Annotated in this window: 23 protein-coding genes, 1 tRNA gene and 1 pseudogene; 10 read left to right on the top strand and 15 right to left on the bottom strand. The window is 67.7% G+C overall.

Annotated elements, in window-relative coordinates:
* Nucleotides 1–736: D-alanyl-D-alanine carboxypeptidase/D-alanyl-D-alanine-endopeptidase (dacB, locus tag A5646_RS16200; RefSeq protein WP_156765619.1), on the bottom strand; the 736-nt coding region annotated here is incomplete at its 3' end.
* A gap of 108 nt (nt 737–844) precedes the next feature.
* Between dacB and A5646_RS16205 the strand changes: the two genes are divergently transcribed.
* Nucleotides 845–1,333 carry an inorganic diphosphatase gene (locus A5646_RS16205; protein ID WP_066867566.1) on the top strand — a complete coding sequence of 163 codons (489 nt, stop codon included), beginning with the start codon at nt 845–847 and terminating at the stop codon, nt 1,331–1,333.
* Here the strand turns inward: A5646_RS16205 and A5646_RS16210 are convergent.
* Entirely contained in the window at nt 1,314–2,429 is a 1,116-nt protein-coding gene (locus tag A5646_RS16210) for a DUF475 domain-containing protein (RefSeq protein ID WP_067022640.1), read from the bottom strand. The two genes, A5646_RS16205 and A5646_RS16210, sit on opposite strands and share 20 nt — an antisense overlap.
* Before the next feature lie 128 nt (nt 2,430–2,557).
* On the opposite strand from A5646_RS16210, the gene A5646_RS16215 reads away from it, so the two are divergent.
* The 3 genes from A5646_RS16215 to A5646_RS16225 are packed head-to-tail and all read left to right on the top strand — an operon-like array spanning nt 2,558 to nt 4,898.
* The gene (locus A5646_RS16215) at nt 2,558–3,826 is read left to right on the top strand and encodes a hypothetical protein (protein ID WP_067022643.1); all 1,269 of its coding nucleotides are present in this window, start codon (nt 2,558–2,560) and stop codon (nt 3,824–3,826) included.
* 35 nt (nt 3,827–3,861) lie between these two features.
* Nucleotides 3,862–4,560 carry a glycosyltransferase family 2 protein gene (locus A5646_RS16220; protein ID WP_066867575.1) on the top strand — a complete coding sequence of 233 codons (699 nt, stop codon included), beginning with the start codon at nt 3,862–3,864 and terminating at the stop codon, nt 4,558–4,560.
* Nucleotides 4,557–4,898, top strand: a complete 342-nt coding sequence (locus A5646_RS16225; protein WP_066867579.1) for a DUF2304 domain-containing protein — start codon at nt 4,557–4,559, stop codon at nt 4,896–4,898. The genes A5646_RS16220 and A5646_RS16225 overlap by 4 nt, the downstream gene beginning before the upstream one ends.
* Here A5646_RS16225 and A5646_RS16230 read toward each other — a convergent pair.
* The gene (locus tag A5646_RS16230; protein ID WP_156749032.1) at nt 4,895–5,839 is read right to left on the bottom strand and encodes an NAD-dependent epimerase/dehydratase family protein; all 945 of its coding nucleotides are present in this window, start codon (nt 5,837–5,839) and stop codon (nt 4,895–4,897) included. The genes A5646_RS16225 and A5646_RS16230 overlap by 4 nt on opposite strands.
* Here A5646_RS16230 and A5646_RS16235 point away from each other — a divergent pair.
* Entirely contained in the window at nt 5,805–7,622 is a 1,818-nt protein-coding gene (locus A5646_RS16235; protein WP_156765620.1) for a hypothetical protein, read from the top strand. The genes A5646_RS16230 and A5646_RS16235 overlap by 35 nt on opposite strands.
* Before the next feature lie 19 nt (nt 7,623–7,641).
* Here A5646_RS16235 and A5646_RS16240 read toward each other — a convergent pair.
* Nucleotides 7,642–7,717: transfer RNA gene (locus tag A5646_RS16240), tRNA-Thr, on the bottom strand.
* A gap of 62 nt (nt 7,718–7,779) precedes the next feature.
* The gene (locus A5646_RS16245; protein ID WP_066878065.1) at nt 7,780–9,003 is read right to left on the bottom strand and encodes a DNA polymerase III subunit delta'; all 1,224 of its coding nucleotides are present in this window, start codon (nt 9,001–9,003) and stop codon (nt 7,780–7,782) included.
* A 208-nt stretch (nt 9,004–9,211) separates the two neighbouring features.
* Between A5646_RS16245 and A5646_RS16250 the strand changes: the two genes are divergently transcribed.
* Nucleotides 9,212–10,786 carry an adenylate/guanylate cyclase domain-containing protein gene (locus A5646_RS16250; RefSeq protein WP_231998023.1) on the top strand — a complete coding sequence of 525 codons (1,575 nt, stop codon included), beginning with the start codon at nt 9,212–9,214 and terminating at the stop codon, nt 10,784–10,786.
* 9 nt (nt 10,787–10,795) lie between these two features.
* Here A5646_RS16250 and topA read toward each other — a convergent pair whose 3' ends face one another.
* From topA to cspA, 3 genes are all read right to left on the bottom strand, one after another.
* Nucleotides 10,796–13,606, bottom strand: a complete 2,811-nt coding sequence (gene topA / locus A5646_RS16255) for a type I DNA topoisomerase (protein WP_066867589.1) — start codon at nt 13,604–13,606, stop codon at nt 10,796–10,798.
* A gap of 203 nt (nt 13,607–13,809) precedes the next feature.
* A complete protein-coding gene (locus A5646_RS16260) occupies nt 13,810–14,409 on the bottom strand; it encodes a hypothetical protein (RefSeq protein WP_066878069.1) in 600 nt (199 codons plus the stop codon).
* A gap of 168 nt (nt 14,410–14,577) precedes the next feature.
* The gene (cspA, locus tag A5646_RS16265) at nt 14,578–14,781 is read right to left on the bottom strand and encodes a cold shock protein CspA (RefSeq protein WP_007166602.1); all 204 of its coding nucleotides are present in this window, start codon (nt 14,779–14,781) and stop codon (nt 14,578–14,580) included.
* Nucleotides 14,782–15,065: 284 nt separating this feature from the next.
* Here cspA and A5646_RS16270 point away from each other — a divergent pair, with 284 nt between their 5' ends.
* Both A5646_RS16270 and A5646_RS16275 read left to right on the top strand, forming a co-directional pair.
* Nucleotides 15,066–17,417, top strand: a complete 2,352-nt coding sequence (locus A5646_RS16270) for a DEAD/DEAH box helicase (RefSeq protein ID WP_067022646.1) — start codon at nt 15,066–15,068, stop codon at nt 17,415–17,417.
* Nucleotides 17,418–17,488: 71 nt separating this feature from the next.
* Nucleotides 17,489–18,526: a PAS domain-containing protein gene (locus A5646_RS16275; protein ID WP_066867597.1), complete on the top strand. Its 1,038-nt coding sequence runs from the start codon at nt 17,489–17,491 to the stop codon at nt 18,524–18,526.
* Here the strand turns inward: A5646_RS16275 and A5646_RS16280 are convergent.
* The 3 genes and pseudogenes from A5646_RS16280 to A5646_RS30275 form a co-directional block, all read right to left on the bottom strand.
* Nucleotides 18,523–18,888: an Rv3654c family TadE-like protein gene (locus A5646_RS16280; protein ID WP_369806954.1), complete on the bottom strand. Its 366-nt coding sequence runs from the start codon at nt 18,886–18,888 to the stop codon at nt 18,523–18,525. The genes A5646_RS16275 and A5646_RS16280 overlap by 4 nt on opposite strands.
* Entirely contained in the window at nt 18,857–19,186 is a 330-nt protein-coding gene (locus tag A5646_RS16285; RefSeq protein ID WP_156765626.1) for a TadE family type IV pilus minor pilin, read from the bottom strand. Before A5646_RS16285 ends, A5646_RS16280 begins: the two co-directional genes overlap by 32 nt.
* Nucleotides 19,183–19,317 (bottom strand): annotated as a pseudogene (locus A5646_RS30275) (DUF4244 domain-containing protein); the annotation flags it as partial. The gene A5646_RS16285 and the pseudogene A5646_RS30275, both read right to left, overlap by 4 nt.
* 84 nt (nt 19,318–19,401) lie before the next feature.
* Here A5646_RS30275 and A5646_RS29025 point away from each other — a divergent pair.
* Complete coding sequence (locus A5646_RS29025; protein ID WP_156765621.1) at nt 19,402–19,932, top strand: hypothetical protein; 531 nt, start codon at nt 19,402–19,404, stop codon at nt 19,930–19,932.
* A gap of 227 nt (nt 19,933–20,159) precedes the next feature.
* On the opposite strand, the gene A5646_RS16300 is transcribed toward A5646_RS29025, so the two are convergent.
* Nucleotides 20,160–20,513: a hypothetical protein gene (locus A5646_RS16300; protein WP_067022690.1), complete on the bottom strand. Its 354-nt coding sequence runs from the start codon at nt 20,511–20,513 to the stop codon at nt 20,160–20,162.
* 469 nt (nt 20,514–20,982) lie between these two features.
* Here A5646_RS16300 and A5646_RS29030 point away from each other — a divergent pair, with 469 nt between their 5' ends.
* Nucleotides 20,983–21,636, top strand: coding sequence for a hypothetical protein (locus A5646_RS29030; protein ID WP_156765622.1), 654 nt, complete (start codon nt 20,983–20,985; stop codon nt 21,634–21,636).
* A 121-nt stretch (nt 21,637–21,757) separates the two neighbouring features.
* On the opposite strand, the gene A5646_RS16305 is transcribed toward A5646_RS29030, so the two are convergent.
* The 3 genes from A5646_RS16305 to A5646_RS16315 all read right to left on the bottom strand — a co-directional run bounded on the left by A5646_RS16305 (nt 21,758) and on the right by A5646_RS16315 (nt 25,300).
* Nucleotides 21,758–22,600 carry a phage major capsid protein gene (locus A5646_RS16305; RefSeq protein WP_197505215.1) on the bottom strand — a complete coding sequence of 281 codons (843 nt, stop codon included), beginning with the start codon at nt 22,598–22,600 and terminating at the stop codon, nt 21,758–21,760.
* 155 nt (nt 22,601–22,755) lie between these two features.
* Nucleotides 22,756–23,202: a hypothetical protein gene (locus tag A5646_RS16310; RefSeq protein WP_067022660.1), complete on the bottom strand. Its 447-nt coding sequence runs from the start codon at nt 23,200–23,202 to the stop codon at nt 22,756–22,758.
* Between the two features lie 1,642 nt (nt 23,203–24,844).
* Nucleotides 24,845–25,300 carry a hypothetical protein gene (locus A5646_RS16315; RefSeq protein WP_156765623.1) on the bottom strand — a complete coding sequence of 152 codons (456 nt, stop codon included), beginning with the start codon at nt 25,298–25,300 and terminating at the stop codon, nt 24,845–24,847.
* Between the last annotated feature and the right edge of the window lie 288 nt (nt 25,301–25,588).

The raw sequence follows: 25,588 nt of genomic DNA on the forward strand, positions 1-25,588 counted from the left end.
GGGTGCGGGACCGCCGCGAGTTGACCGTGCTCGGCTGGATGCGTCCGGCGTCGATCATCACCGACTCGATCGGCGCGATGTCGCCGTTGTCGACGTCGGCGAGGTCCCAACCCTGCGCCATCGTCGGCCCGCTGAACGCCGAGGTGTCCACCTGCACCGCGGTCGGCGTCACGCCGCTGCGCCGGATCTGCTCGACGAGGTCGCTGATCCGCGCCGATCCCCGGTACCAGGTGGGCACGTCGGGCGGCGCCGCCGACAACGCCGGATCGCCCGCCCCAACCAGCACGACGGGGCCCTGGGCGTTCTGGCTGCCCGCCACCACCCGGGTGCTGATCCGCGCCTGGCGGTCCAGCGTCAGCAACGCCGCGGCCGCCGTGAGCACCTTATTGGTGGACGCGGGCACCAGCGGCAGGTCGTCGGCCACCTGCCACAGCTCTTTCCCGGTGATGGCGTCGGTGACCCGGCCGCCGAGGCGGCCCAGGTTGGGGTCGCCCGCCACCGGCGCCAGCATGGCGGCCACACCGGGTCCGCTGGGTAGCTCGGCGGTGTCGCTCACCGGGACCATGCCCGGCTTCACCGTCGGCGCGTGCGGCGGCGGGATCGGGGTATGCGCGCTGTTGGCGCCGTGCCCGGCCGTGGTGAAAAACGCTGCCGCCACCACGACGGCGACGACAAACGCCAGCACGCCCAACCCGATGAACACTGGGGTGGATTTTTGCCAGCGAGTACGGGCCATGACTCTCCTGACTGTCTGCGACCCATTCTGCCGAATCGGCGCCGATGCGCTCGACTAGGGTGTAGCAGAGCAAAATTGGCCTGCCTAATCAGACAAGGAGCCGACGCGGTGGAATTCGACGTGACCATCGAGATTCAAAAAGGCCAGCGGAACAAGTACGAGGTCGACCACGAGACCGGTCGGCTACGTCTGGACCGCTACCTCTACACCGCGATGGCCTACCCGACCGACTACGGCTTCATCGAGGACACCCTCGGCGAGGACGGCGACCCGTTGGACGCGATGGTGCTGCTGCCGCAGTCGGTGTTTCCCGGCGTGATCGTGGAGGCTCGCCCGGTGGGGATGTTCCGGATGACCGACGAAAAGGGCGGCGACGACAAGGTTTTGTGCGTGCCGGCCGGCGACCACCGCTGGGACCACATCCAGGACATCGGCGACGTTCCCGAGTTCGAGCTGGACGTGATCAAGCACTTCTTCGTGCACTATAAGGACCTGGAGCCGGGCAAGTTCGTCAAGGCCGCGGACTGGGTCGGCCGCGAGGACGCCGAGGCGGAGATTCAGCGCTCGATCGAGCGGTTCAAGGCCCAGGGGCACTGACGCGCGGAGGCGCGCACTGATCACGCTCGGCGCGGGCGACGCGCCGATTGCGCTGGATGCTCCAGCCCAGGGCGGCCGCGATGAAGACCACCCCGACCGAGCCGGTGATCGCCTCGGGGATCTCGAACCGCGGCTCGATCGAGGCCAGCATGATCACCGCCAGCGCCCCGATCGCCCAGTGCGCGCCGTGTTCCAGGTACACGTACCGGCCCAGCGCTTCCTGACGAACCAGGTAGATGGTGATCGACCGGACGAACATCGAGCCCACCAGGCCCAGCCCGAGCGCGATGACGACGGGGTCCGAGGTGATGGCGAACGCGCCGGTGACACCGTCGAATGAGAAGGCGGCGTCGAGGACTTCCAGGTAGAGGAACAGCGTGAGGCCGGCCCAGCCGGTCGCGGGTTTGGGGGCGGCGCCGGCTTCGGGGTCGGACGGCCGAAAGGCTCGGCTCAATCCGTTCACCACCAGGTAGGTCACCATGCCCAGCAGCCCGGCGGTCAGCACCGTCGCCGCCTCGTCCCCCGAGTGCGTCAGCCGCGTGCCCACCGTGACCAGCGCCAGTCCGGTGACCACCAGCGACACCTGCCCCAGCCGGCCGATGCGTGCGAACGGGATCTCAATCCATTTGAGCCACTTGATGTCTCGGTCATAAAACAGGAAGTCCAGGAACAGCATCAACAGGAAGATTCCGCCGAACGCCGCGATCTGCGGGTGCGCCGCGATGACGAGCTTTTCGTAGCTGGGCGACCCGTCCGCGAACTCCAGCGCGCCGTGCGGCGGTGGATGCAGCGCCAACGACATCGCCCGCACCGGGTCCAGGCCCGCGGTCGCCCACACGATGAGCAGCGGGAAGAGCAGCCGCATGCCGAACACGGCGACGAGGATCCCGATGGTCAGGAACATCCGCTGCCAGAAGCGGCTCATCCGCTTCAGGATCGAGGCGTTGATGATCGCGTTGTCGAACGACAACGACACCTCGAGGGCGGCCAGCACCAGCAGCAGGTAAAGACCCTTGAAGCCGCCGTAGGCGTATCCGAGGCCGAGTGCCGCCGCGGTGACCAACAGCGAGACCCCGAAGGTGCGCAAAGCGGACATGGATCCTTTCCGGCCGCCGCCCACACTAGCCAACCGGATCGTCGCGGCCGGCGTCCGCTGCGGGCCGCATAGAATTTTCAAATTGTGGCGAAACATCGGGGCAGTCGGCCGAAAGCGCCGCCGCCCCGATGACCGAGATCAGCGCCTCGCAGGGGCCGGTGGCGCGCGGCAGCATGGCCAGGGTCGGCACCGCCACCGCCGTGACCGCGCTGTGCGGTTACGCGGTGATCTACCTGGCCGCTCGTGACCTGGCGCCGAGCGGCTTTTCGATATTCGGGGTGTTCTGGGGGGCGTTCGGGCTGGTCACCGGCGCCGCCAATGGCCTGCTGCAGGAGACCACCCGCGAGGTCCGCTCCACCCCCTATGTCAGCGACCTGGCCGCGCTGCCGGTGCCCGGCGAACCGCGCACCCACCCGATGCGGGTCGCCATGCTGGTGGGCGTGGCCGCGGCCGTCGTGATCGCCGGCAGTTCGCCGTTGTGGAGCGGGCGGGTGTTCGTCGAGGCGCGGCTGCTGTCGGTGGCGCTGCTGTCGGTCGGCCTGGCCGGATTCTGCGTGCACGCCACCCTGCTGGGCATGCTGGCCGGCACCAACCAGTGGACCCGCTACGGCGCGCTGATGGTGACCGACGCCGTCATCCGGGTGGCGGTGGCCGCGGCCACCGTGGCGCTCGGGTGGCGGTTGGTCGGCTTCCTGTGGGCGACGGTGGCGGGGGCGGTCGCCTGGCTGATCTTGCTGGTGGCCTCGCCGGCCACCAGGGCCACCGCCCGGCTGCTCACCCCGGGCGGGACGGCGACCTTCCTACGGGGCGCGGCACATTCGATCACCGCGGCCGGCGCCAGCGCCATCCTGGTGATGGGATTTCCGGTGCTGCTGAAGCTGACCAGCGCCGAGCTCGGCGCGCAGGGCGGGGTGATCATCCTGGCCGTCACGCTGACCCGCGCGCCGCTGCTGGTTCCGCTGACGGCCATGCAGGGCAACCTGATTGCGCATTTCGTCGACGAGCGCAGCGATCGGATTCGCGCGCTGCTCGCCCCGGCCGCGATCGTCGGGGCGATCGGCGCGGTCGGCGTGGCGGCCGCGGGCGTGCTGGGCCCCTGGTTGTTGCGGGTGGCCTTCGGGTCGCAGTACCACGCCAGCAGCGCGCTGCTGGCGTGGCTGACCGCGGCGGCGGTGGCGATCGCCATGCTGACGCTGACCGGGGCTGCGGCGGTGGCCGCCGCGCTGCACCGGGCCTACTCGCTGGGCTGGGTGAGCGCCACGGTCGCCTCGGGGCTGCTGCTGTTGCTGCCGTTGTCCCTGCAGACCCGGACGGTGGTCGGGTTGCTGTGCGGCCCGGTGGTGGGCATCGGCGTCCATCTGGTGGCGCTGTCGCGCGCCGCGCGCTCTACCGGCTGATTCGGCCTGCACCAGCGTGTACCTTGTGGGCTTAGATGGGTACTGAAACGCATTATTCGGTCGTCTGGGTCGTCATTCCCGCCTTCAACGAAGCAGCTGTCATCGGCGAGGTGGTGGCCGATGTGCGCTCGGTATTCGACAACGTCGTCTGCGTGGACGACGGCAGCGCCGACGACACCGGTGAGATCGCCCGGCGGGCCGGGGCTCACCTGGTGCGCCACCCGATCAACCTCGGGCAGGGCGCGGCCATCCAGACCGGCGTGGAGTACGCCCGCAGGCAGCCGGGCGCCCAGATCTTCGCCACGTTCGATGCCGACGGCCAGCACCGCGTCAAGGACCTGGCGACCATGGTCGACCGGTTGCGCGCCGGGGACGTCGACGTCGTGATCGGCACCCGGTTCGGCACGCAGCGGGGGGCCCGGCCGCCGCTGGTGAAACGGATCGTGCTGCAGACCGCCGCGCGGCTGAGCCGGCGCGGCCGCCGACTTGGCCTGACCGACACCAACAACGGGCTGCGGGTGTTCAACAAGAAGGTCGCCGACGGGCTGGACATCACCATGAGCGGCATGAGCCACGCCAACGAATTCGTCATGCTGATCGACGAAAACCATTGGCGCGTCGCCGAAGAGCCGATCGAGGTGCTCTACACCGAGTACTCGAGGTCCAAGGGGCAGCCCCTGCTCAACGGTGTCAACATCATTTTCGACGGATTCCTGCGAGGGAGGACTCCATGAACTGGATTCAGGTGCTGCTGATCGGGTCGATCGTCGCGCTGCTGGTCTATCTGCTGCGCTCGCGGCGCAATTCGCGGTCAAAGGCCTGGGTGAAGGTCGGCTACGTGGTGTTCGTGCTGGGCGGCATCTATGCGGTGCTGCGCCCCGACGACACCACGGTGGTGGCCCAGTGGTTCGGGGTGCGCCGCGGCACCGACCTGATGCTCTACGCGCTGATCATGGCGTTCTGCTTCACCACGCTCAGCACGTACATGCGGTTCAAGGACTTGGAGCTGCGCTACGCGCGGCTGGCCCGTGCGGTGGCTCTGGAATCCGCGCAGGCTCCCGAAACGACCTAGCGGGCCTGCGCCCGGCGGAAGTACTCCACCGTGCGGGCCACCCCGTCGGACAGCTCGACCTTCGGCTTCCACCCCAAAACCTCTGCGGCAGAAGCGATGTCGAGGCAGGACCGCTTGAGGTCACCCAGCCGCGGTGGCGCGAACTCCGGGTCGTCGGGCGCCCCGACGGCGGCCGCCACCGCCGAATGCAGTTGGCGGTCTGAGGTTTCGATGCCGGTGCCGACGTTGAAGCGCTGCCCGCCGCCGGCGTCACCGGAGGCCTTGACGAAGGCGTCCACGACGTCGTCGACGAAGACGTAGTCGCGGGTGTTGCCGCCGTCGCCGAAAACCTTGGTGGGCTTGCCCGATAGCAGCGCCTGGGCGAAGATCGCCACCACCCCGGCCTCACCGTGCGGATCCTGGCGCGGCCCATAGACATTGGCCGGCGCGATGTGCGAGCAGTCCAGGCCGTACAGGTGCCGGAAGGTGTTCAGGTAGATCTCGCCCGCCACCTTGCCCGCGGCATACGGCGACGCCGGGTCGGTCGGCACGCTCTCGGGAGTCGGGTAGCGCGGCGGGATGCCGTAGATGGACCCGCCCGAGGAGGTGTGCACGATCTTGCGCACCTGCGCCCGGCGAGCGGCCTCGGCCAGGCGCACGGTGCCGATCACGTTGACCGACGCGTCGAACTGCGGGTCGGCCACCGAGTGCCGCACGTCGATCTGGGCCGCCAGGTGGAACACCACCTCCGGGCGGTGCTCGTCGAGGATTGCCTGCAGGTCGGCGGTCACGATGTCGGCCTCGACGAAGACGTGGGCCGGGTTGTCGGCCAGATGCTCGAGGTTGGTCGCGCGGCCCGAGGCGAAGTTGTCCAGCCCCACCACCGCATGACCGTCGGCTAACAGACGGTCGACTAGCGTCGAGCCGATGAATCCGGCTGCCCCGGTAACCAGTGCACGCACCGGCCCACCATACATAGCGGTCGTGGCGGTCGCGCTCATCGCGGTGCAGCTGGCCGTGCGCGCGGTGCTGGCCTTCGGCGGCTACTTCTACTGGGACGACCTGATCCTCATCGGCAAGGCCGGCACCCACCACCTGCTGGCGCCCTCGTACCTGTTCGACGACCACGACGGGCACGTCATGCCCGGGGCATTTCTGCTCGCGGGCACCATCATCCGGCTCGCGCCACTGGACTGGACCTGGCCGGCGGTCAGCCTGCTGGTGCTGCAACTGCTGGCCTCGCTGGCGTTGTTGCGCGCGCTGCACATCATCTTGGGCTGGCGGCCGGTGCTGCTGATCCCGTTGACGTTCGCGTTGTTCATCCCGTTGGCCGTGCCCGGCTTCGCGTGGTGGGCGGCCGCGCTGAATTCGTTGCCGATGCTGGCCGCGCTGGCCTGGGTGAGCGCCGACGCCGTCGCGCTGGTGCGCACCGGCAAACAGCGCTACGCGGTGACCGGCGTGTTGGTCTACCTCGGTGGGCTGTTGTTCTTCGAGAAGGCCGCGGTGATCCCGTTCGTCGCGTTCGCGGTGGCCGCGCTGCTGGGCCACGTGACCGGCGATCGCAGCGTGGGATCGGCGGTGGCGACGGTGTGGCGGGCCGGCCTGCGATTGTGGATCGCCGCGCTGGCGCTCACCGCCGCCTGGATCGCGCTCTATCTGGCCGTGGTCAATCAGCAGCGGTGGAGTTCGGACCTGTCGATGACGGGCCGGCTGCTGGCGCGGTCGATCACGCACGGCATCGTGCCGGGGCTGGCCGGCGGGCCGTGGCACTGGGACCGTTGGGCGCCCGCCTCGCCCTGGGCCACGCCCCCGCCGTCGGTGATGGCGCTGGGGTGGCTGGTGCTGGCCGCGACGCTGGCGGTGTCGCTGGTGCGCAAGGAGCGCATCGGGCCGGTGTGGGCGATCGCCGTCGGCTACGCCGTGGCCTGCCAGGTGCCGATCTATTTGATGCGGTCGTCGAAGCAAACCGCGCTCGAGCTGGCGCAGACGCTGCGCTACCTGCCCGATCTGGTCGTGGTGCTGGCGCTGCTGGCCGCGGTGGCGTTGTGCGCGCCCAACCGGCAGGCCGGGCCGCGCTGGCTCGACGCTTCACCGAAACGCGCCGCGGCGGTCGCGGTTTTGGCGGTGCTGTTCGTGGCCAGCAGCCTGTACTCGACGGCCACGTTCCTGACCAGCTGGCGCGACAACCCGGCCCAGCCCTATCTGCGCAACGCCCGGGCGTCGCTGGCCGCGGCGCAGGCGGCCTCGGACGCGCCGCTGCTGGATCAGGAGGTCGACCCGTTCGTGTTGCAGCGGGTGGCCGCGCCGGAGAATCTGGCCAGCCACCTGTTCGCCCTGCTGCGGGACAGGCCCGAATTCGCGCCGGCCACAACACAATTGCGCATGTTCGACCCCTCGGGGCGGCTGATCAAGGCGCGGGTGACCTGGGTCCGGACCATCGCGCCCGGGCCGATGCCCCAGTGCGGTTACTTCGCCCAGCCGGACCGCCCGGCGCGCCTGGCCCTCGACGGCCCGCTGCTGCCCGCCGACTGGACGGTCGAACTGAACTACCTGGCCAACAGCGACGGCTCGATGACGTTGTCGATGACGCAGGGTCCCGAGGTCAAGGTGCCCGTGCATCCCGGGCTCAACCGGGTCTTCGCGCGGCTGCCGGGCGCCGGCGACGCGATCACGGTGCGCGCCAACACGACCGCGCTGGCGTTGTGCCTCGCGTCGGGCCCGGTGGGGTTCGTCGCGCCGGCGTGAACGCGTCGGGTGAAAAAGATGGAGCCGCCTGGGGGAATCGAACCCCCGACCTATTCATTACGAGTGAATCGCTCTACCGACTGAGCTAAGGCGGCATACCCGCACGCCGGGCGGCACGAGTCTACGGCAGGCGGGCGGGCAGACCCAAGCCAGGCGGTTAGTCGCGCAGTTGCTGGCCGATGGTGGCGACCATGGCGTCGACGGCGAACTTGGGCTTGACGTTGATCGCCAGCGCCTCGCGGCACTCCAGCACCGCTTCGATGCAGCGCAGCAGCCGCGCGGGCGGGGCGTGGGCGGCCAGCGCGGCCACCCGCTCGGCCATGTCCGGGTGGTTGGCCCGCACCGCGGCTCCCCCTTGCAGGGCGGAGGCCATCAGCGCGTCGCGGAAGTAGGTCGCCAGGTCGATCAGCGCGCGGTCCAGCGCATCGCGCGAGGCCCGGGTCTGACGCGACTTCTGGCGTCGCTCAAGGTCCTTCATCGCCCCGGCCGCGCCGCGCATGGCGCCCGCGGTGCCCTTGCCGGTGCCGCCCGCGCCCAGGGCCGTGCGCAGCTCTTCGGTCTCGGCCTCGGCGCGGTCGGCGGTCAGCACAACGGCCTCGGCCTCGGCCGCCGCCACCAGCTCCTCGGCCGCGGCGTAGGCCCGCGACGGGGTCGCGGCGTCGCGCACCAGCGTCAACGACCGCTCCCGGCGCGCCCGGGCCTCGGGATCGGTGGCCAGCCGTCGCGCCCGGCCCACGTGCCCGCCGCTGACCGACGCCGCCCAGTTCGCCGTGTCGGGGGTCAGGCCGTCGCTGTCGACCAGCACCCGCGCGATCGCCTCGGCCGAGGGCGTCACCAGCGCCACATGCCGGCACCGGGAACGCAACGTGATCGCGATGTCCTCGGGATCCACCGACGGCGCGCACAGCAGGAACACCGTCGACGGCGGCGGTTCCTCGACCACCTTCAGCAGGGCGTTGGCGGCGCCCTCGGTCAGCCGGTCGGCATCTTCGATCACCACGATTTGCCAGTGCCCGGTGGCCGGGCGCCGCGACGCGATCTGCACGATCGCGCGCATCTCGTCGACGCCGATGGACAGGCCCTCGGGGATCACCCGCCGCACGTCGGCGTGGGTGCCGGCCATGGTCGTCGTGCACGCGTGGCAGCGCCCACAGCCCGGCTCGCCGTCGTCAGAGGCCGACGTGCATTGCAGGGCGGCCGCGAAGCACAGCGCCGCCACCGAGCGCCCGGAGCCCGGCGGGCCGGTGATCAGCCACGCGTGTGTCATAGTCCCGGCGCCAGACCCACTGTGGTCGGCGTCACCACGGGCGGCTCGGGCGGCGGCCAGCAGCTCGGCCGTCACCGCGTCCTGGCCTACCAGCCGCGTAAACACCCCGGACATCACCGGTAACAGTAGTGGCGGTGCCGACAGATACCGAACGGCCACCGTACCGCGACCATTCCGTTATCTTCGGCGCCGGTTGGGCATCGCGGGCGACCTGCCGAGATCGCTATTAAGTTTCCGAGACGTCGCCGCCGCCCGATACGGTGGGTAAGTGACTACGGCGGCGGCACTACCGGGGCGGATCAGCGCATTCGTCCGCTGGGTGATGCGCACGCCGTGGCCGCTGTTCTCGCTCAGCATGCTGCAGGCCGACATCATCGGCGCCCTGTTCGTGCTCGGCTTCCTGCGCTACGCGCTGCCGCCCGAGGACCGCATCCAGTTACAGGACCTGCCGGTGCTGAACGTGGCGATCTTCGCCACCGCGCTGGTCGTCGTGTTCCTCACCGGTTTGGCCGTCACGCTGCGGCTGCTGCTGCCCGTGTTCCGGTGGCAGCGCCGCGACAACATGCTCGCCGAGGCCGACCCCGCCGCCACCGAACTGGCCCGCAGCCGCGCGCTGCGAATGCCGTTCTACCGCACCCTGATCAGCATCGTGGCCTGGGCCATCGGCAGCGTGGTGTTCATCATCGCCAGCTGGTCGGTGGCGCGGTACGCCGCACCCGTGGTGGCGGTGGCCACCGGGCTGGGGGCCGCGGCCACCTCGATCATCGGCTACCTGCAGTCCGAACGGGTGCTGCGGCCCGTGGCGGTGGCCGCCCTGCGCAGCGGGGTGCCCGAAAACGTCAAGGCGCCCGGCGTCATCCTGCGCCAGATCCTGACGTGGATGCTGTCCACCGCCGTGCCGGTGCTGGCGATCGTGCTGGCGGTGGTGGCCGACAAGACCTCGCTGCTGCACGCCACACCGGAGAAGCTGTTCACCCCCATCCTGTTGCTGGCGGTGGCGGCGCTGGGCATCGGCGGAGTCAGCACGCTGCTGGTGGCCATGTCGATCGCCGACCCGCTGCGCCAGCTGCGCTGGGCGCTTTCCGAAGTGCAGCGCGGAAACTACAACGCGCACATGCAGATCTACGACGCCAGCGAGCTCGGCCTGCTGCAGGCGGGGTTCAACGACATGGTGCGCGACCTGTCCGAGCGGCAGCGGCTGCGGGACCTGTTCGGCCGCTATGTCGGTGAGGACGTGGCCCGCCGGGCGCTGGAGCGCGGCACCGAGCTGGGCGGCCAGGAGCGCGACGTCGCGGTGCTGTTCGTCGACCTGGTCGGCTCCACCCAGCTGGCCTCGACCCGGCCACCCGCCGAGGTCGTCCACCTGCTCAACGAGTTCTTCCGGGTGGTGGTGGAGACCGTTGGCAAGCATGGCGGTTTCGTCAACAAGTTCCAGGGTGACGCCGCGCTGGCCATCTTCGGCGCGCCGATCGAACACCCCGACTCGCCCGGCGGAGCGCTGGCCGCGGCCCGGGAATTGCACGACGCGCTGCTGCCGGTGATCGGTTCGGCGGAGTTCGGCATCGGGGTGTCCTCCGGGCGGGCCATCGCCGGTCACATCGGCGCGCAGGCCCGCTTCGAGTACACGGTGATCGGCGACCCGGTCAACGAGGCCGCCCGGCTGACTGAACTGGCCAAGCTCGAGCCCGGCCACGTGCTCGCGTCGGCGATCGCGGTCAGCGGCGCGCTGGACGCCGAGGCGCTGTGCTGGGACGTCGGCGAGGTGGTCGAGCTGCGCGGCCGCCGCGCGCCCACCCAGCTGGCACGCCCGGTGCACCTGGCCGGAACGACCGACCCCGCGCCCACCCGGCCGCGGACCGAGGAGATGTCCGGCGAGGCCATCGGCCCGGGCTACTGAGAGCCGGGCTCAGCTGCGCTTGGCGGCCTTCTTCGCCGGCGCCTTCTTGGCCGGCGCCTTGCGGGTCGTCTTCTTGGCCGGACGCTTGGCCGGGCCACGAGCCCGGCGATCGGCCAGCAGTTCGGCGGCGCGCTCGTCGGTGATCGATGCGACGTCGTCACCCTTGCGCAGGCTGGCGTTGGTCTCACCGTCGGTGACGTACGGACCGAACCGGCCGTCCTTGATCACCATCGGCTTGCCCGTCGCCGGATCGGCGCCCAGCTCACGCAGCGGGGGCGCGGCGGCACCCTGCCGGCCGCGGCGCTTGGGCTCGGCGTAGATCTTCAGCGCTTCCTCGAGGGTGATGTCGAACATCTGCTCCTCGGTCGCCAGCGAGCGAGAATCGGTGCCGCGCTTGAGGTATGGGCCGTACCGGCCGTTCTGCGCGGTGATCTCCTCGCCGGTGGCGGGGTCCACCCCGACCACGCGCGGCAGCGACAGCAGCCGCAGCGCGTCCTCGAGCGTGACCGTCTGCAGGTCCATCGTGCGCAGCAGCGAACCGGTGCGGGGCTTGGGGCCGGTCGGCTTCTTGCCCTTCTTGGCCGGCGCGGCGCTGCCGTCGTCGTCGGGCGGCGGCTCCGGCAGGACCTCGGAAACGTAAGGGCCGTACCGGCCGTCCTTGGCGACGATCTCGTGTCCGGTTTCCGGGTCCACCCCCAGCACGCGGCCCTCCTGCGGCGTGGCGAACAGCTGCTCGGCCACCTCCAGCGTGAGCTCGTCGGGGGTCAGCGAGTCGTTGAGGTTGGCCCGCTGCGGCTTGGGCTCGCCGTCATCACCGGTCACCATGCGTTCCAGGTAAGGCCCGTTCTTGCCCACCCGGACGTAGACCGGCCGGCCCTGTTCGTCATCAAATAGCCTGATGGAGTTGACTTCTCGGGCGTCGATGCCTTCCAGGTTGACGCCGACGAGCTTCTTCAGGCCGCCGGAGCGGGCCACCGAGTCGGCCACCCCGTGCTCGCCGCCGAAGTAGAAGTTGTTGAGCCAGTCGGTGCGTCGCTCCTGCCCCGAGGCGATCGCGTCGAGCTCGTCTTCCATCGCCGCGGTGAAGTCGTAATCGACCAGGCGGCCGAAATGCTGTTCCAGCAAACCGGTTACGGCGAACGCCACCCAGGACGGCACCAGGGCGCTGCCCTTCTTGTGCACGTAGCCGCGGTCCTGGATGGTCTTGATGATCGACGAGTACGTCGACGGGCGGCCGATGCCCAGCTCTTCGAGCGCCTTGACCAGTGACGCCTCGGTGTAACGCGCCGGGGGATTGGTGGCGTGGCCGTCGGGGGTGAGTTCGATGGCGTCCAGCCGCTGGCCCTTGGTCAGCTGCGGCAGCCGGCTCTCGGCGTCGTCGGCCTCCCCGCCGGCCAATTCGTCCACCGTCTCCACGTAGGCCTTCAGGAAACCCGCGAAGGTGATGGTGCGACCGCTGGCCGAGAACGTGACGTCGCGGCCCGCCGACTGACCGTTGATCCGCAGGCTCAGCGTGGTGCCGCGGGCGTCGGCCATCTGCGAGGCCACCGTGCGCTGCCAAATCAGCTCGTAGATGCGGAATTCGTCGCCATCGAGCTCGCGGCGCACCGCGTCCGGGGTCGCGAACGTCTCGCCCGCGGGGCGGATCGCCTCGTGCGCCTCCTGGGCGTTCTTGACCTTGCGCGTGTACTGCCGCGGCGACGGGGACACGTATTCCGCGCCGTAGAGCTGGCGGGCCTGCGTGCGGGCGGCGTTGATCGCGGACTCCGACAGCGTGGTGGAGTCGGTACGCATATAGGTGATGTAGCCGTTTTCGTAGAGCCGCTGGGCGATGCTCATGGTGCGCTCGGAGGAGAACCGCAACTTGCGGCCGGCCTCCTGCTGCAGCGTCGAGGTCATGAACGGCGCGTAGGGGCGCCGCGTGTAGGGCTTCTCCTCCACCGACGCGACGGACAGCTGCGCCCCGCGCAGGCCCGCGGCCAGCTGCGTGGCGCTCGCCTCGTCGAGAACGGTCACCTCGTCGGCTTTGCGCAGCTGACCCAGCGAGTCGAAGTCGCGGCCGGAGGCCACCCGCAGGCCGTCGACGCCGGTCAGGCGGGCGGTGAAGGTGGGCGGCGAGGCCTGCGGGTCGGACACGCTCGCGTCCAGCTGGGCCACGATGTCCCAGTAGGAGGCGCTCCGGAACGCCATGCGGTCGCGTTCGCGCTGCACGATGATCCGGGTGGCCACCGACTGGACCCGGCCCGCCGACAGCTTGGGCGCGACCTTCTTCCACAGCACGGGGCTGACCTCGTAGCCGTACAGCCGGTCCAGGATGCGCCGGGTTTCCTGCGCGTCGACCAGATCGATGTCCAGGTCGCGCGGGTTTTCGGCGGCCTCGAGGATGGCAGGCTCGGTGATCTCGTGGAACACCATCCGCTTGACCGGGATGTTCGGCTTGAGGGTTTCCAGCAGGTGCCAGGCGATGGCTTCGCCCTCGCGGTCACCATCCGTGGCCAGGTAGAGCTCGTCGACCTCCTTGAGCAGGCCCTTGAGTTCGGTGACCGTGCTCTTCTTCTCGGGGCTGATGATGTACAGCGGTTCGAAGTCCGCGTCGACGTTGACCCCGAGGCGGGCCCAGGGCTCCGACTTGAACTTCGCCGGCACGTCGGCGGCGGCCCGGGGCAGGTCGCGGATGTGGCCGCGCGAGGACTCGACGATGTACCTGGAGCCCAGGTAGCCGGCCAGTTTGCGCGCCTTGGTGGGCGACTCGACAATCACGAGTCGCCGGCGGCTGCCATTCCCGCCGCTACTGGTGTCCTTTAGTTTCGGGTCAGCCAACTGCCCTTACGCTCCATCCGTGATTGGTCCCCCCTGCGAGACCACCTGCAGGAAGAATGACAGGTCGGCATCGAAAATTCCGGTGAAATTCAGGTACGCGACCGTTCCTTCGCCCTGCGGCACCTGACAATTTCGCACCCTTGGGCGGGCCTGCGCAAACTGACCTTCGCGAAAACGGCGGAATTTCGGCCGCCATCCGCCGGCTAGACGCGCGGCCAGCGGGCGGACGCGTCGGCGCCGTCGGGCGGTTCCCCCACGTTTTCTACCAGGCGCGATAGCCTGCGGCGTCCGCTGATCCGCAACGCCGGGCGCCCGCCGCGGGTGCCGATCAGGGTGGGCGCGATCCCCACGCGCATCAACGCCGACGCCAGCGGCGAATGCGTGTCCGGCGCGTGCGGGTCCAATGCCAGCAGGTAATGCTCGCCCTCCGGGTTTCCGGCCGCCAGCGTCCACGCCCGCAGCTCGCGCGGGCCGGGCAGCCAGCGCGGCGGCACGGTCTTGACCGCCCCGCGCGTCCATTCGGCGGCCAGCGTGCTCAGCGAGGGGTCCACGGCGGTGCGTACCAACGGGGTGTCCTCGTCGGTACGGCCGATCTCGGCGACAAGGCCCGCCTCCCGGATCATCTCGGCCAGCGCCGAGGCCCGCCAGGGCTGGTCCACGACCACCGACAGCCGAGCACCCGCAACGGCGTTTTCACCGGTGGCACCGACGGTGACGATCTGCCCGGACGCCGCCAGCACACCGGAAAGATCGGCGACCGCAGGCGGCACCGACTCCGCTGTAAAGAAGGAAAGCTGGCTCACGCCACCGACAGTAGGCCAGGGGGCCCGCCCGCGTCTTGAGGCAACCGGCGCGCCGCGGGGCGTCGACGGGCATGCACGCCTGGTTGCCGCAGTAAAAGAGGAAACCCCCCGGCTGAACCCGCTTTGGGCGGGTCTGCACGGGGGGTATCCGTTCAGGTCTGCTCTCGTTTAGACGGAGCGGACTCCGGTGGCCTGGGGGCCCTTAGGGCTATGGCCGATCTCGAACTCGACCTTCTGGTTCTCTTCGAGGGTGCGGAAGCCCGAACCCTGGATCTCCGTGTAGTGGACAAACACATCCGCGGAACCGTCTTCAGGGGCGATGAACCCGAAGCCCTTCTCCGCATTGAACCACTTCACAGTTCCCTGTGGCATCTCTCGATCTTTCCTTTTCTTCTGGGTGCGGGGCATCGCTTTTCGATGCCCCGGGCCTGGTACGACCGCCATACCTCGCTGAGTCGCCGGAACTTCACCCGACCGATTAACCTCGCAGGAACCGCGGCCGCAACGTCGATCCTGCGAAAGTTTGACACGAACACAGAAGCTGCGACCGCAAATAGTCAACCATGTTCATCGCGTCGGCGACAGACTTGTGTCATCCGCCGATTCGAAGGCCGATTCGCAGGCCGATTTCACAATCGGATCCCGGAGGAAGTGAGATGGCGAGTTTCGGCAGCGACCTGCTGGCCGCCGCACTCGCCGGAACCGCGGCCGACGAACATCCGCTGCGTCACGTCGCCGAACTGCCGGCGCGCAGCGGCCGGCCGCACGATTGGCCGGACTGGGCCGAGTCCGACGTCATCGGCGCGTTCGCCGCGCGCGGGATCAAATCACCGTGGTCGCATCAGTTCGCGGCCGCCGACCTGGCGTACTCGGGCCGTCATGTCGTGCTCAGCACCGGTACCGCCTCGGGAAAGTCACTGGCCTACCAGCTTCCGGTGCTCAACGCGCTGGCGACCGATCCGCGCGCCCGGGTGCTCTACCTGTCACCGACAAAAGCGTTGGGCCACGACCAATTGCGCGCCGCGCACGCGCTGACGGCGGCGGTTCCACGGTTGCACGATCCCGGTTTCGGGGTCGCCCCCACCGCGTACGACGGTGACAGCCCGACGGAGGTCCGCCGCTTCGCGCGGGAACGCTCGCGGTGGTTGTTCTCCAACCCCGACATGATCCACTTGTCGATCTTGCGCAACCACGCCCGCTGGGCCGTCCTGCTGCGTGGCCTGCGGTTCGTGGTGGTCGACGAATGCCATTACTACCGTGGGGTATTCGGCTCGAACGTGGCGATGGTGCTGCGCCGCCTGCTGCGGTTGTGTGCCCGCTATTCGTCGTCACCGACGGTGATCTTCGCCAGCGCCACAACGGATTCGCCGGGCGCGACGGCCGCCGAGCTGATCGGGCTGCCGGTCGAGGAGGTCACCGAGGACGGGTCACCGCAGGGCGCCCGGACCGTGGCGTTGTGGGAGCCCGCGCTGCGGGCCGACCTGACCGGCGAGAACGGGGCGCCGGTGCGGCGGTCCGCCGGTGCCGAGGCGGCGCGGGTGATGGCCGACCTGATCGCCGAGGGCGCTCAGACGCTGACGTTCGTGCGGTCCCGCCGCGCAGCGGAACTGACCGCGCTCGGCGCGCAGGCGAGGCTGGACGACATCGCTCCGGAGCTGTCCCGCACGGTCGCGTCGTATCGGGCCGGCTACCTTGCCGAGGACCGCACCGCGCTGGAGCGCGCGCTGGCCGAGGGCCGGCTGCGGGGCCTGGCCACCACCAACGCGCTGGAGCTGGGCGTGGACATCGCCGGCCTAGATGCGGTGGTGCTGGCCGGTTTCCCCGGCACGGTCGCCTCGTTCTGGCAGCAGGCCGGCCGGTCCGGGCGGCGCGGCCAGGGCGCGCTGGTGGTGCTCGTCGCCCGGGACGATCCGCTGGATACCTATCTGGTGCACAACCCCGCGGCGCTGCTGGACAAGCCGGTCGAACGGGTCGTGATCGACCCGGGCAATCCGTACATCCTGGGTCCGCAGCTGCTGTGCGCGGCAACCGAACTGCCGCTGGACGAGGCCGAGGTGCGCACCCTCGGCGCCACCGAGGTGGCCGACGGCCTGGTCGATGACGGGCTGCTGCGCCGGCGCAGCGGAAAGTACTTTCCGGTGCCCGGCCTGGAACCTCATGCCGCGGTGGACATCCGGGGCTCGGCGGGCGGTCAGATCGTCATCTTGGAGGCCGACACCGGAAGGTTGCTGGGCAGCGCCGACGTGGGTCGGGCGCCGGCCACCGTCCACCCCGGCGCGGTGTACCTGCACCAGGGCGACAGCTACGTGGTCGACTCGCTGGACACCGAGGAAGGCATCGCGTTCGTGCACGCCGAGGACCCCGGTTACGCGACGTACGCACGGGAGATCACCGACATCGCCGTCACCGGCGCCGGCGAGCGCCTGACGTACGGGCCGGTCACCCTGGGTCTGGTGCCGGTGCGCGTCACCCACCAGGTGGTGGGGTATCTGCGCCGCCGGCTCTCCGGGGAGGTGATCGACTTCATCGACCTCGACATGCCGGAGCACACCTTGGCCACCATGGCGGCGATGTACACCATCACCGAAAATGCGTTGCAGCGCAACGGTATTGAGGCGATCCGAATCCCGGGCGCCTTGCACGCCGCCGAACACGCGGCGATCGGGTTGCTGCCGCTGGTGGCCAGTTGCGATCGCGGCGACATCGGCGGCCTGTCCACGGCCGTCGGGCCCGATCCCCTTGGCCTGCCCAGCGTCTTCGTCTACGACGGCTATCCCGGCGGCGCGGGTTTCGCCGAACGGGGCTTTCGCCAGGCCCGCACCTGGCTGGGCGCAACGGCCGCCGCCATCGAGGCGTGCGAGTGCCCCAGGGGATGCCCGTCGTGTGTGCAGTCCCCCAAGTGCGGCAACGGCAACGACCCCCTCGACAAGGCGGGCGCGGTGCTGGTGCTGAAGCTGGTTCTCGCGGAACTGGCGCGGGGGCCACGGAAGGGCGAGCCCGGCGGGTGACGACCGCCCCCGGGTGATGTGGCGAAGCCCGCACTCCCACTGATCCATGCCCTCACCGTAAAATCGGCCGCATGGCCCACGACTGGTTGCTCGTGGAGACACTCGGGGGTGATCCCACCGTTGTGGCGCAGGGCCGCCAACTCAAGAATCTCGTCCCCATCACCACGTTCCTGCGCCGAAGTCCCTATCTGGCCGCGGTGCGCACCGCGATCGCGGAGTCGGTGCAGACCGGCCAGGCGCTGACCAGCATCACGCCCAAGCGAGACCGCATCATTCGCACCGAACCGGTGGTGATGTCGGACGGATTCATCCACGGCGTGCATGTCTGGACCGGCCCCGCCGACGCCGAACCACCCGAGCGGCCGGTCCCGGGGCCGTTGAAATGGGACCTGACGCTCGGCGTGGCCACCGATACCCGCGAATCGCTGATCAACAGCGGCAAGAACCCCGAGGTCGAGGTCACCTTCGGCAGGGCGTTCGCCGAGGACCTGCCGTCGCGGGAACTCAACCCGAACGAAACCAAAGTCCTGGCCATGGCGGTCAAAGCCAAGCCGGACCAAACCCTCTGCAGCACCTGGGATCTCACCGACTGGCGGGGAGAGTCGATCCGGATCGGTTTTGTCGCGCGCACGGTTCTGGAACCGGGGCCCGACGGCCGGGAGCATTTGGTGGCGAGGGCCATTAACTGGCAATCCGAACTCAAGGGCCCGGAGGTGTCGACCGACGATCTCGCGCAGCGAATCCTCAGCGGCCTGGCCCAGGCCGGGGTGCACCGCGCGCTGATCGACCTCAACACCTGGTCGCTGCTGAAATGGCTCGACGAGCCCTGCACCTTCTACGACTGGCGCAGCAGCGAGACGGGCAAGCCCCGGGTGCACCCCGACGACCAGGACCTGATGTCCACCATGACAAGGGAATTCAGCGGCGGTGCCACCAGCCGGGTGTTGCGGATGCCCGGGCACGACGGGGATTGGGTGCCGGTGCACGTCACCGTCAACCGGGTGGAACTGGAGCCGGATACCTACGCCGGACTGGTCTCCCTGCGCCTGCCCACCGACGACGAGCTGGCCTCCGCGGGATTGTCGCCGACGCCGGACGCCGCGCCCTAGTCGGATCCCCCGGCCGCGGGCCCCGCCCGTGCGGCGGCCTTCGCCGCGCCGCCGAGCGCGACCGCCACCCGCGCAGTGACGACGACATCGAGACCGTCGACCACACAGCCGATGTCGTCGACCCGCATCCGGTGGGCCACCACGGTGGCGCCCGCGCACGCCGTGTCCGCTCCCGAGCTCAGCCTTGCCGCCGCGGCCAAGGCGGCCAGGTCGGCCACCGCCTGCGCGCGGTGGCGGGCCACCACCGCCGAGCCCAGGTACACACCCGCGCCGGTCGTCGTCAGCAACACCACGATCATCCAGGCCGCGACCAGCGTGGCCGAGCCTCGATCACCGCGACGGCTCGGCCGCCGAGACCGCACTGGCCGCAATGTCGATGGCGGGCAACACCTTCGAATGCGCGACGACCGTGACCACCAGGAATTCCCCGTCGCGGCGCAGGTCCACTCGCGCACCGGCTGGCGCGAGCCGACGAGCGGCGGCCGCGGCGGAGCGTTCGTCGCCGCGGGCCGCCAACCGGGCGGCCTCGCGGGCGGCGTCGATGCAACGAACCTGCATCGACACCGCGGTGACACCGGCCACGCACAGCACCAGCACCACAACCAGGGCGGCGATGCCCAGTGCCGCCTCGACCGTGCTGGCACCGGCACTTCCGGTCAGACCTTGGTGTTGAGCGCGCGACCGATGATGTTGGTCAGCGCCGAGACGATGGAATCGCCGGTGACGACGGTGTACAGCACGGCGCCGAACGCGGCCGCCGCGATGGTGCCGATGGCGTACTCGATTGTCGAGTACTACAACATTCAGTAAATCGCTCCCGGCGGCCCGGCGAGGCCGCTAGTGTCCGGTAGCAAACAGTCAACTGAGGGGGCTACATGGCGGGCACGCATGAAGAGTACAAAGCGCAGAAGAAGGCGCAGCAGGCCGCGAAACAACTGTCGCAGCAACGAAGTGCGTCAATGAGCGGTACAACAAAGGCGGAGCGCGCGAATGTCAGGCTAACCCCTGGTGAAGAATTTCGGGCGCTGTGGCTCAAGCCGTTTGGCTGGGGGTCTTCAATCCAGCGGATTCGTAGGGTGCCCGTCGCGGCTTGGGGCATCGCGATTTTGTTGGCGTTTGCATCCCCTGGGGCATCCTTCGGGCTGTTCATAGCTGCACTTGTGGTGCACGTAGTGGTGCTTGCCGTCTTTCACCCGACACTCGCGCAAACACGGGACCGTACGAAGGACCTTGTACTTGCATCCGAACAAGACGACCCTGAATTTGACCGGCAAGGGCGGCGCTTGCGGGACCGGCATTCGACCCCGGCCCCGCCGCGTTCCACCGAGGACATCCTCAGGGACATGGACTACGACCAGCAGTACCGCCGCGATCACGGAGGGCGTAATTGGTACGAAGGCCACTAGCCGTCGTCCGCTTTACGCTTCCGACAGAAGCATTTCTCGGAACCAATCCGCAGCGGACAGCCCCGCCGCGTTCATCACAGGCGTGAGCCGTTGGTAGCCGACAAGTTCGCTCAGGGCGCGCATGTAGTCGTTCAAACCGCCTGGGTAGTGCCAACTCTCGAACGTGCGAAGTTCGTCCGGGAGCGTGGCGCTCAGACCCCCAGAGCTGCCGCGACTACGTCGGACGGTCACGAGCGATTCCCCCTGGCAGCTCGTCGCCGTGTGCGGGAAAGCTTCTCGGCCTTGGCCTCTGCCTCTTCCTCGGTGTCGGGGAGGTCCAGTTTCCCGAGCAACTGAGCCAGTAGACCCCGCTGGACTCGGGCCTCCGCGATGAACGGGCTGATCACCTGTTGGCCCATGCTGCCCTTCACGGTTAGCGGGGCCTCGTCGGCTGCCTCGTCCAGCTCAGCCACCACGTCAGCCACCCGGCAAGCCTGGGTGAGGATCTGGACCTTGTGCGGTTCATCGGTAAAGTCGAAGACCTCGACCGTTGACCGCCACAACTTGCTCCCGGCAGTGCCTAAACCTGTCGGTGTACGCATGAAATCTCCTATAGGGGACGCGACTTCCCTCTCGGGGGGCCGCAACTTACTGATTCTGAAAAATGGAAAACGATTTGCTCAGCGGGTCGGGCATCCGCATTACCTACCGGTCGTCGCGTGCGGGGGCAGGGGTGCCCCCGTGGGGGTAGGCCATCCCAGCCATCCCTGCAAGTGCGTGTGAGACTCAGGGGGAGCGGAGGAGGGCGCAAAGCCTGTCTCCCTCTGCCCAAGTGGGGCGCACCTCACCCCGGGTGTGCCTGAGCACTGGTCAGCGCCCCTACCCTGGTGCCCGCGTGCTCCTGCACGCCTGCCTTGCCCGACGTGCCCCACTGCCGCGTACTAGCCCACTTCCGAACGGCCAGTGCTCCACTCCCACAGCGCAACCCGTCCACCCCGCCCAGACGCCAACAGTGGGCCAGATGCGCGCCATCTTCCGGAATCAGCCGGGCGGACGGAATACGCTAAGCGGATGGACATCAGGGAGCCGTACGTCGTGCTGCCAACAGTCGACCATTTTTCGGAAAGGGCGTTGCATAGCGCCGTATTCGCAATGCTTGGCGAGAGCACTGAGGCCCTCAGGGCAGACCGGAAATTCGTGATGGCCTACACCCATCTCAGACACGTCACAGATAAGGCGGTCAGAGAATATCTTGCTGCAGAAGAGTCGGTTCGCAATTTTGATTCGATCGGATGGAGCGAATGGGAGACGCTAGGGCACAAAGGGCAACATTTGAGGTTGGCCACTGACCACTTAGAGACCTGCCTGGACGCGACACACCGGGGTATTAGCACTGCTCTACTGCTGCGTAAGCACGGTTTCGGTAAGGGCGGACCTCTACCTGACCAAGATGCCTTCGGCCGCCTGAAACGCATCCGGAATACAGTGCAGCACACTCCTGATCGTTTGCTCGAACCACCGGATCTGGCTGAGATGCAGCGAGGTAGGTTGCCTTTTGGTTCCGACGATCCATACGGCATCCGGCTGCTACAGCATGAACTGACGATTGGTTCAGACAAGCCTCTCACCTACGGTGAGCTAGTGGGTCTGATGGAAAACTGTTACCTCACAGCGCAAGACATTAACGACCGAGGACAGAGCGACCCTAATGGGCACCGAGCCTGATCGCTTCTGGTCTGGTTCGGTTCTTCGTTACTCATGCGCTTTTCCTTCCCGTTTGGTGGACAGCAGATAGCCCGGAGTCTCAGAACCCCGGGCCTCCACCTCGTTCAAACGTGTTGGGGGCTTAGCTAGCGTCGTGCCAGATGCGAACTACGCCAGCCGGGTTGAGGAACCCGAACCCGATGCGGCTCTTCGCCCGGACGTACAGGCCGTCGTTCGTGACGCTGTCGAACTTCTCGACAGTCGACCCCTGGCGCAGCACGTAGCGGAGCTGCGTCTTGTCGACGCCCCACGCGGTAGAAGCCGCGTCAACGTGAGTCGAGGTCACAACCGGCAGACCCGCGACGGTGATGCCGTCTTCCACGAACTGGATGAGCGACTGGTTGGAGCCGCTCGCAATCTTCAGCTTCGACAGGGCCTCGGCGGTGGCCGGGGTGACCAACCAGTGAGTCAGGCTCGCGTTCTGCTCCTGAGCCGCGTAGCGGGCCTCGATGAACGGGTCCAGGTTCGTCAGCGCAGTACCGGGATCAACCTCTTGGTACTTCGGGTTGGACGACCCGTCCACCAGCGATAGCAGGCCGGCGGGGGCCTTCGCATTGCTGCCGTCGTTGAAGAACGCGGAGTCAATGCTGGCAACCAGCTTGTTGGCAGCCGCAACCGCGATCTGCTGGGCAACGTCGGGGTCGGAGTCGTCCGCCAGTTCGTTGGAGATCAGCGTCAGCGAGATCGTCTTCTTCGGCTCCACGACAACCTCGTCGGTGTCGCCATCGGTCAGCGGGATGTCTTCCAACTCGTCCAACCAGGACGGAGTGGGACTAGCGACCCACAGCGGGAAGGCAGCCTTCTCCTTGTTGGTACTGAACAGTGTCGAGACCTTGGCAGCCACAGACTTCTCCTGAACCACTAGATCGAGCAGCTTGCCGAAGTCCTCGGGCAGGAACGACTGCGCCTGGTCGGTGCGCTTCATGGACATATATGTTTCCTCCTTGGAAACGAGAAAGCCCGCTGGCCTTATGCCGACGGGCGTAATGGATTTGGACTAGACGCCGACCACAGGCCGGAATCCGGTTGCACCACAGGTGCTTAACGTGAACTGGGGGAGGTCACAGACCTCCCGATAGCTCAAGACTTGAACAGGTCAGCGAACGTCGGTGCTCGCTTGCCAGTGCCGTTACCGAGGCCCTGCGAGGGGTCCACGGCACGCTGGCGGGGATTCTTGGCCAAACCAGGGCGAGCCTCGATCAGCGCAGCGACAGCCTCGACCACTGCCTCGGGATCAACTTCTCCGTTGTCATCCATCAGATCAGCCAGTGAGACGCCTCCCAGCTCCAACAGGTCCGAGGGCTGAGCCAGCTCCTCGGCCAGGCGATGGACCTCGCGGGTCTGCAGGGCTTCGATCCGGGCCTGAGCCGCTGCCAGTGCCGTACGCGCTTCGTTGCGCTCGACACGGTAACGAGCCTCCCGGTTACCCTTTTGGCCCTCAGAGCCGTTCTGAGGCTGGGGGGCGCCTTGGGTACCCCCCTGGGGTATTTCGTTCGTCTCCGTCGATTCTGGAGCTTCTACGGTCATGCTGGATACCTTCCTGTGTCGCAGCCAGCGGAGCTGGCCTGCTCTGAGGGCACGGCTTGTGCCGAAGCCTGTGGGTATGACAGAGGCCCCCAACGCCATTGCTGAGGGCCTGATCCTTATTCGGTTGTGCGTTACTGCGTTGCGGGTACGAACGCTGCTGAGAACGGATCGCGGGGATCACCTGTGTCCGCCGGCTGCGTCGTCTCTGCGAGCACGGGAGGGCGCCAGTCCGCGAATGGGTCTGGGAATGCTGTCGCCGGGCCGTCCTGCGGCCCTTGCGTTCTCGCAACCGAAACCTTGGCGTTAACGCTAGGGTTGCAATCCCCTTGCACTTCACCCCTTCGGGGCTCAGTGTGTTCGCTGGAAAAAATAGGAGATCCCCAAGGATCTCCCTGGTCCCTGAGAGGACCGACACGAGGCGAATTTTCCGCCGAGTGGAGGTCCTGGTCATCCCTAGCGTTTTCGCTAGGGTTCTCTTCTCCTTTGGAGATCCCCTTTGGTATCTCCTTTATCCCTAACTGGTTGTGCGTTTTCGCTAAGGTCTCCTTGGCGTTTACGCCAGGGTTCATTGCGTTAATGCTAGGGTTTGGTTCCTCCTGGCGGTTCCGAACCTTGGCGTTAACGCCAGGGTTCAGCAGACGGTAATCGTTGGCCTTGCCACCCGAGTGGCCCTGGCGGACCACCTCGATCCAACCGGCTGCCTCGTTGGCCTTGATCTGGCGCCAGCAGGCACTAGGAGACAGCCCGGTCCACTCCGCTAGGTCATCGAGCGTTGCGAAGCATTCCAGCGTGCGAGGGTCTGCCCAGGTTCGCAGGGTGTTCAGCACAGCCTTGGGCAGTTTCACACCTCCACGGTTATACGCCTGATCCCACAACGTCTTTGGGAGAATCTCAGACATCGGCCCGAGCCTGTAGAGCAGCGGCAACCCTGTCGGCCAGCGAATCAAAGGCACGCCGTGCCTCGATCTTCTCGCGTCGATGGGCGGCGCACTCGCGCCGCAGTCGGGTTACCTCTGCCTGCCAAGCTGGGCTGAGGTCTTCTAGTTTGGGTTTCATCTCGTACCTTTCATGTGGTGTCGCGGCTCCTGGCCGCTTCTGTTTGGCGCTCAGGCGATCTGCAGTAGCTCTTGGAGCTGGCGGTACTTCGCCGCGTCGGCACGGGTACGACGCTGGTAGTCGCGGCAAGCCATCCGGTTGCATTGTCGGCAGGTCCGGTTGGGCAGCCGGTCCTGCGAGGACCGGATAGCGTGGTTGCGTTTGCAGTAGGTCATGGCTGTGATCTCCGATCACTTCCGATTGGCAGCCTCCGACTGCCGGGTGGATAGGTGGCGTAGCCGCTGACTACGCCTGTGTTTGTGGCAAAACTCGCCACAAAAAAGGCCCCGGCGTGGATGACGCCGAGGCGAAGACTTTTGGGGGACAAAGGAAAACCCTCCGGGGTCGACCGGAGGGCTCCATTTCTGAGAGTCCCATCTCAGAACCTGCAAGGGGGAGATAAGCCCTAGCAGGTCGTTGGTCCCCGCGCTCAACCAACCCAGGAAGGTGGTCCAGTTGGGAGGGCGGGAAGTTCTTTTGCTCTTCATACAATAGTACGAGACACCGACCAAAAGCCCTGGTGAATCGGCATGGAACGGGTTAAAAACTAGAGGTCGTAGTCACCGTCGCCGACATAACCTCCGTTGTCGTAATCACGTTCGGCTTGTTCCAGCTTCTCGTACTTCCGCATGGCGTAGTCGGTGATACCTCCGAGCTGCTTACGAAGTTCCTCCGTGGCACGGTAGCGAGCTTTCTTGGCTTTCATGTCTCGGAAGTGCGCCTCGTCATCGGATACACGGCACTCCGGGTGCAGGTCTTTCCACCGCTGCTCATCCCCGAGGCCCCTCCGACGCCTGTACGGGTTCTCTTTGCGGACTTGGGGCGGCAACGGTTTGCCGCACCGGGCGCAGTCCACGTAGAACGTGTACTCGCCGTTGTGAACTACCCAGATCGCCTGTCTTCCGTCTGGCCGCTGGTAAAACTTCACGGTCGGCATCGCTGCCTTGGCGGGGTTCTCACGCCGCCACTGGTCGACTCGGTCTGGGGTTACGGAATCACTCATTGTTTCCTCCTGGGGGTGTCGGGCGCTCACCTGGAGCGCAAAAAGGGCCACAGCTAATTGCCGTGACCCTGTTGGGTTTGGTAGCTCAGTTGGCCCGTCGTCGTGGTTCCGATTCACGCACTGGTGGGCTAGACCCATATTCTGCCTTGACAAGGTCGACAGCGGCCTCGGCGCCTCAGCGCCTCGAAGTCCCAGGGTTAGCGGGGCTTGGCTTCAGATTGACACAGCAGGCACCCGGACGTATCCCGGTCTGATGATCGCGATAACCGTGATCGCTGTACAAACCGA

The sequence above is a fragment of the Mycobacterium sp. 1245499.0 genome, from assembly GCF_001673615.1.
In the GTDB taxonomy this organism is placed as follows: domain Bacteria; phylum Actinomycetota; class Actinomycetes; order Mycobacteriales; family Mycobacteriaceae; genus Mycobacterium; species Mycobacterium europaeum_A.

Bases quoted from the DNA above. Each gene is read 5' to 3' on its own strand.
- A5646_RS16275 (WP_066867597.1), top strand. From the start codon at position 17,489: ATGGCCCACGACTGGTTGCTCGTGGAGACACTCGGGGGTGATCCCACC.
- A5646_RS29025 (WP_156765621.1), top strand. From the start codon at position 19,402: ATGGCGGGCACGCATGAAGAGTACAAAGCGCAGAAGAAGGCGCAGCAG.
- A5646_RS16305 (WP_197505215.1), bottom strand. From the start codon at position 22,600: ATGAAGCGCACCGACCAGGCGCAGTCGTTCCTGCCCGAGGACTTCGGC.
- A5646_RS29030 (WP_156765622.1), top strand. From the start codon at position 20,983: ATGGACATCAGGGAGCCGTACGTCGTGCTGCCAACAGTCGACCATTTT.
- A5646_RS16270 (WP_067022646.1), top strand. From the start codon at position 15,066: ATGGCGAGTTTCGGCAGCGACCTGCTGGCCGCCGCACTCGCCGGAACC.
- cspA (WP_007166602.1), bottom strand. From the start codon at position 14,781: ATGCCACAGGGAACTGTGAAGTGGTTCAATGCGGAGAAGGGCTTCGGG.
- A5646_RS16310 (WP_067022660.1), bottom strand. From the start codon at position 23,202: ATGACCGTAGAAGCTCCAGAATCGACGGAGACGAACGAAATACCCCAG.
- A5646_RS16220 (WP_066867575.1), top strand. From the start codon at position 3,862: ATGGGTACTGAAACGCATTATTCGGTCGTCTGGGTCGTCATTCCCGCC.
- A5646_RS16250 (WP_231998023.1), top strand. From the start codon at position 9,212: ATGCGCACGCCGTGGCCGCTGTTCTCGCTCAGCATGCTGCAGGCCGAC.
- A5646_RS16210 (WP_067022640.1), bottom strand. From the start codon at position 2,429: ATGTCCGCTTTGCGCACCTTCGGGGTCTCGCTGTTGGTCACCGCGGCG.
- A5646_RS16300 (WP_067022690.1), bottom strand. From the start codon at position 20,513: ATGCGTACACCGACAGGTTTAGGCACTGCCGGGAGCAAGTTGTGGCGG.
- A5646_RS16315 (WP_156765623.1), bottom strand. From the start codon at position 25,300: ATGAGTGATTCCGTAACCCCAGACCGAGTCGACCAGTGGCGGCGTGAG.
- A5646_RS16245 (WP_066878065.1), bottom strand. From the start codon at position 9,003: ATGTCCGGGGTGTTTACGCGGCTGGTAGGCCAGGACGCGGTGACGGCC.
- A5646_RS16235 (WP_156765620.1), top strand. From the start codon at position 5,805: ATGAATCCGGCTGCCCCGGTAACCAGTGCACGCACCGGCCCACCATAC.
- A5646_RS16215 (WP_067022643.1), top strand. From the start codon at position 2,558: ATGACCGAGATCAGCGCCTCGCAGGGGCCGGTGGCGCGCGGCAGCATG.
- A5646_RS16225 (WP_066867579.1), top strand. From the start codon at position 4,557: ATGAACTGGATTCAGGTGCTGCTGATCGGGTCGATCGTCGCGCTGCTG.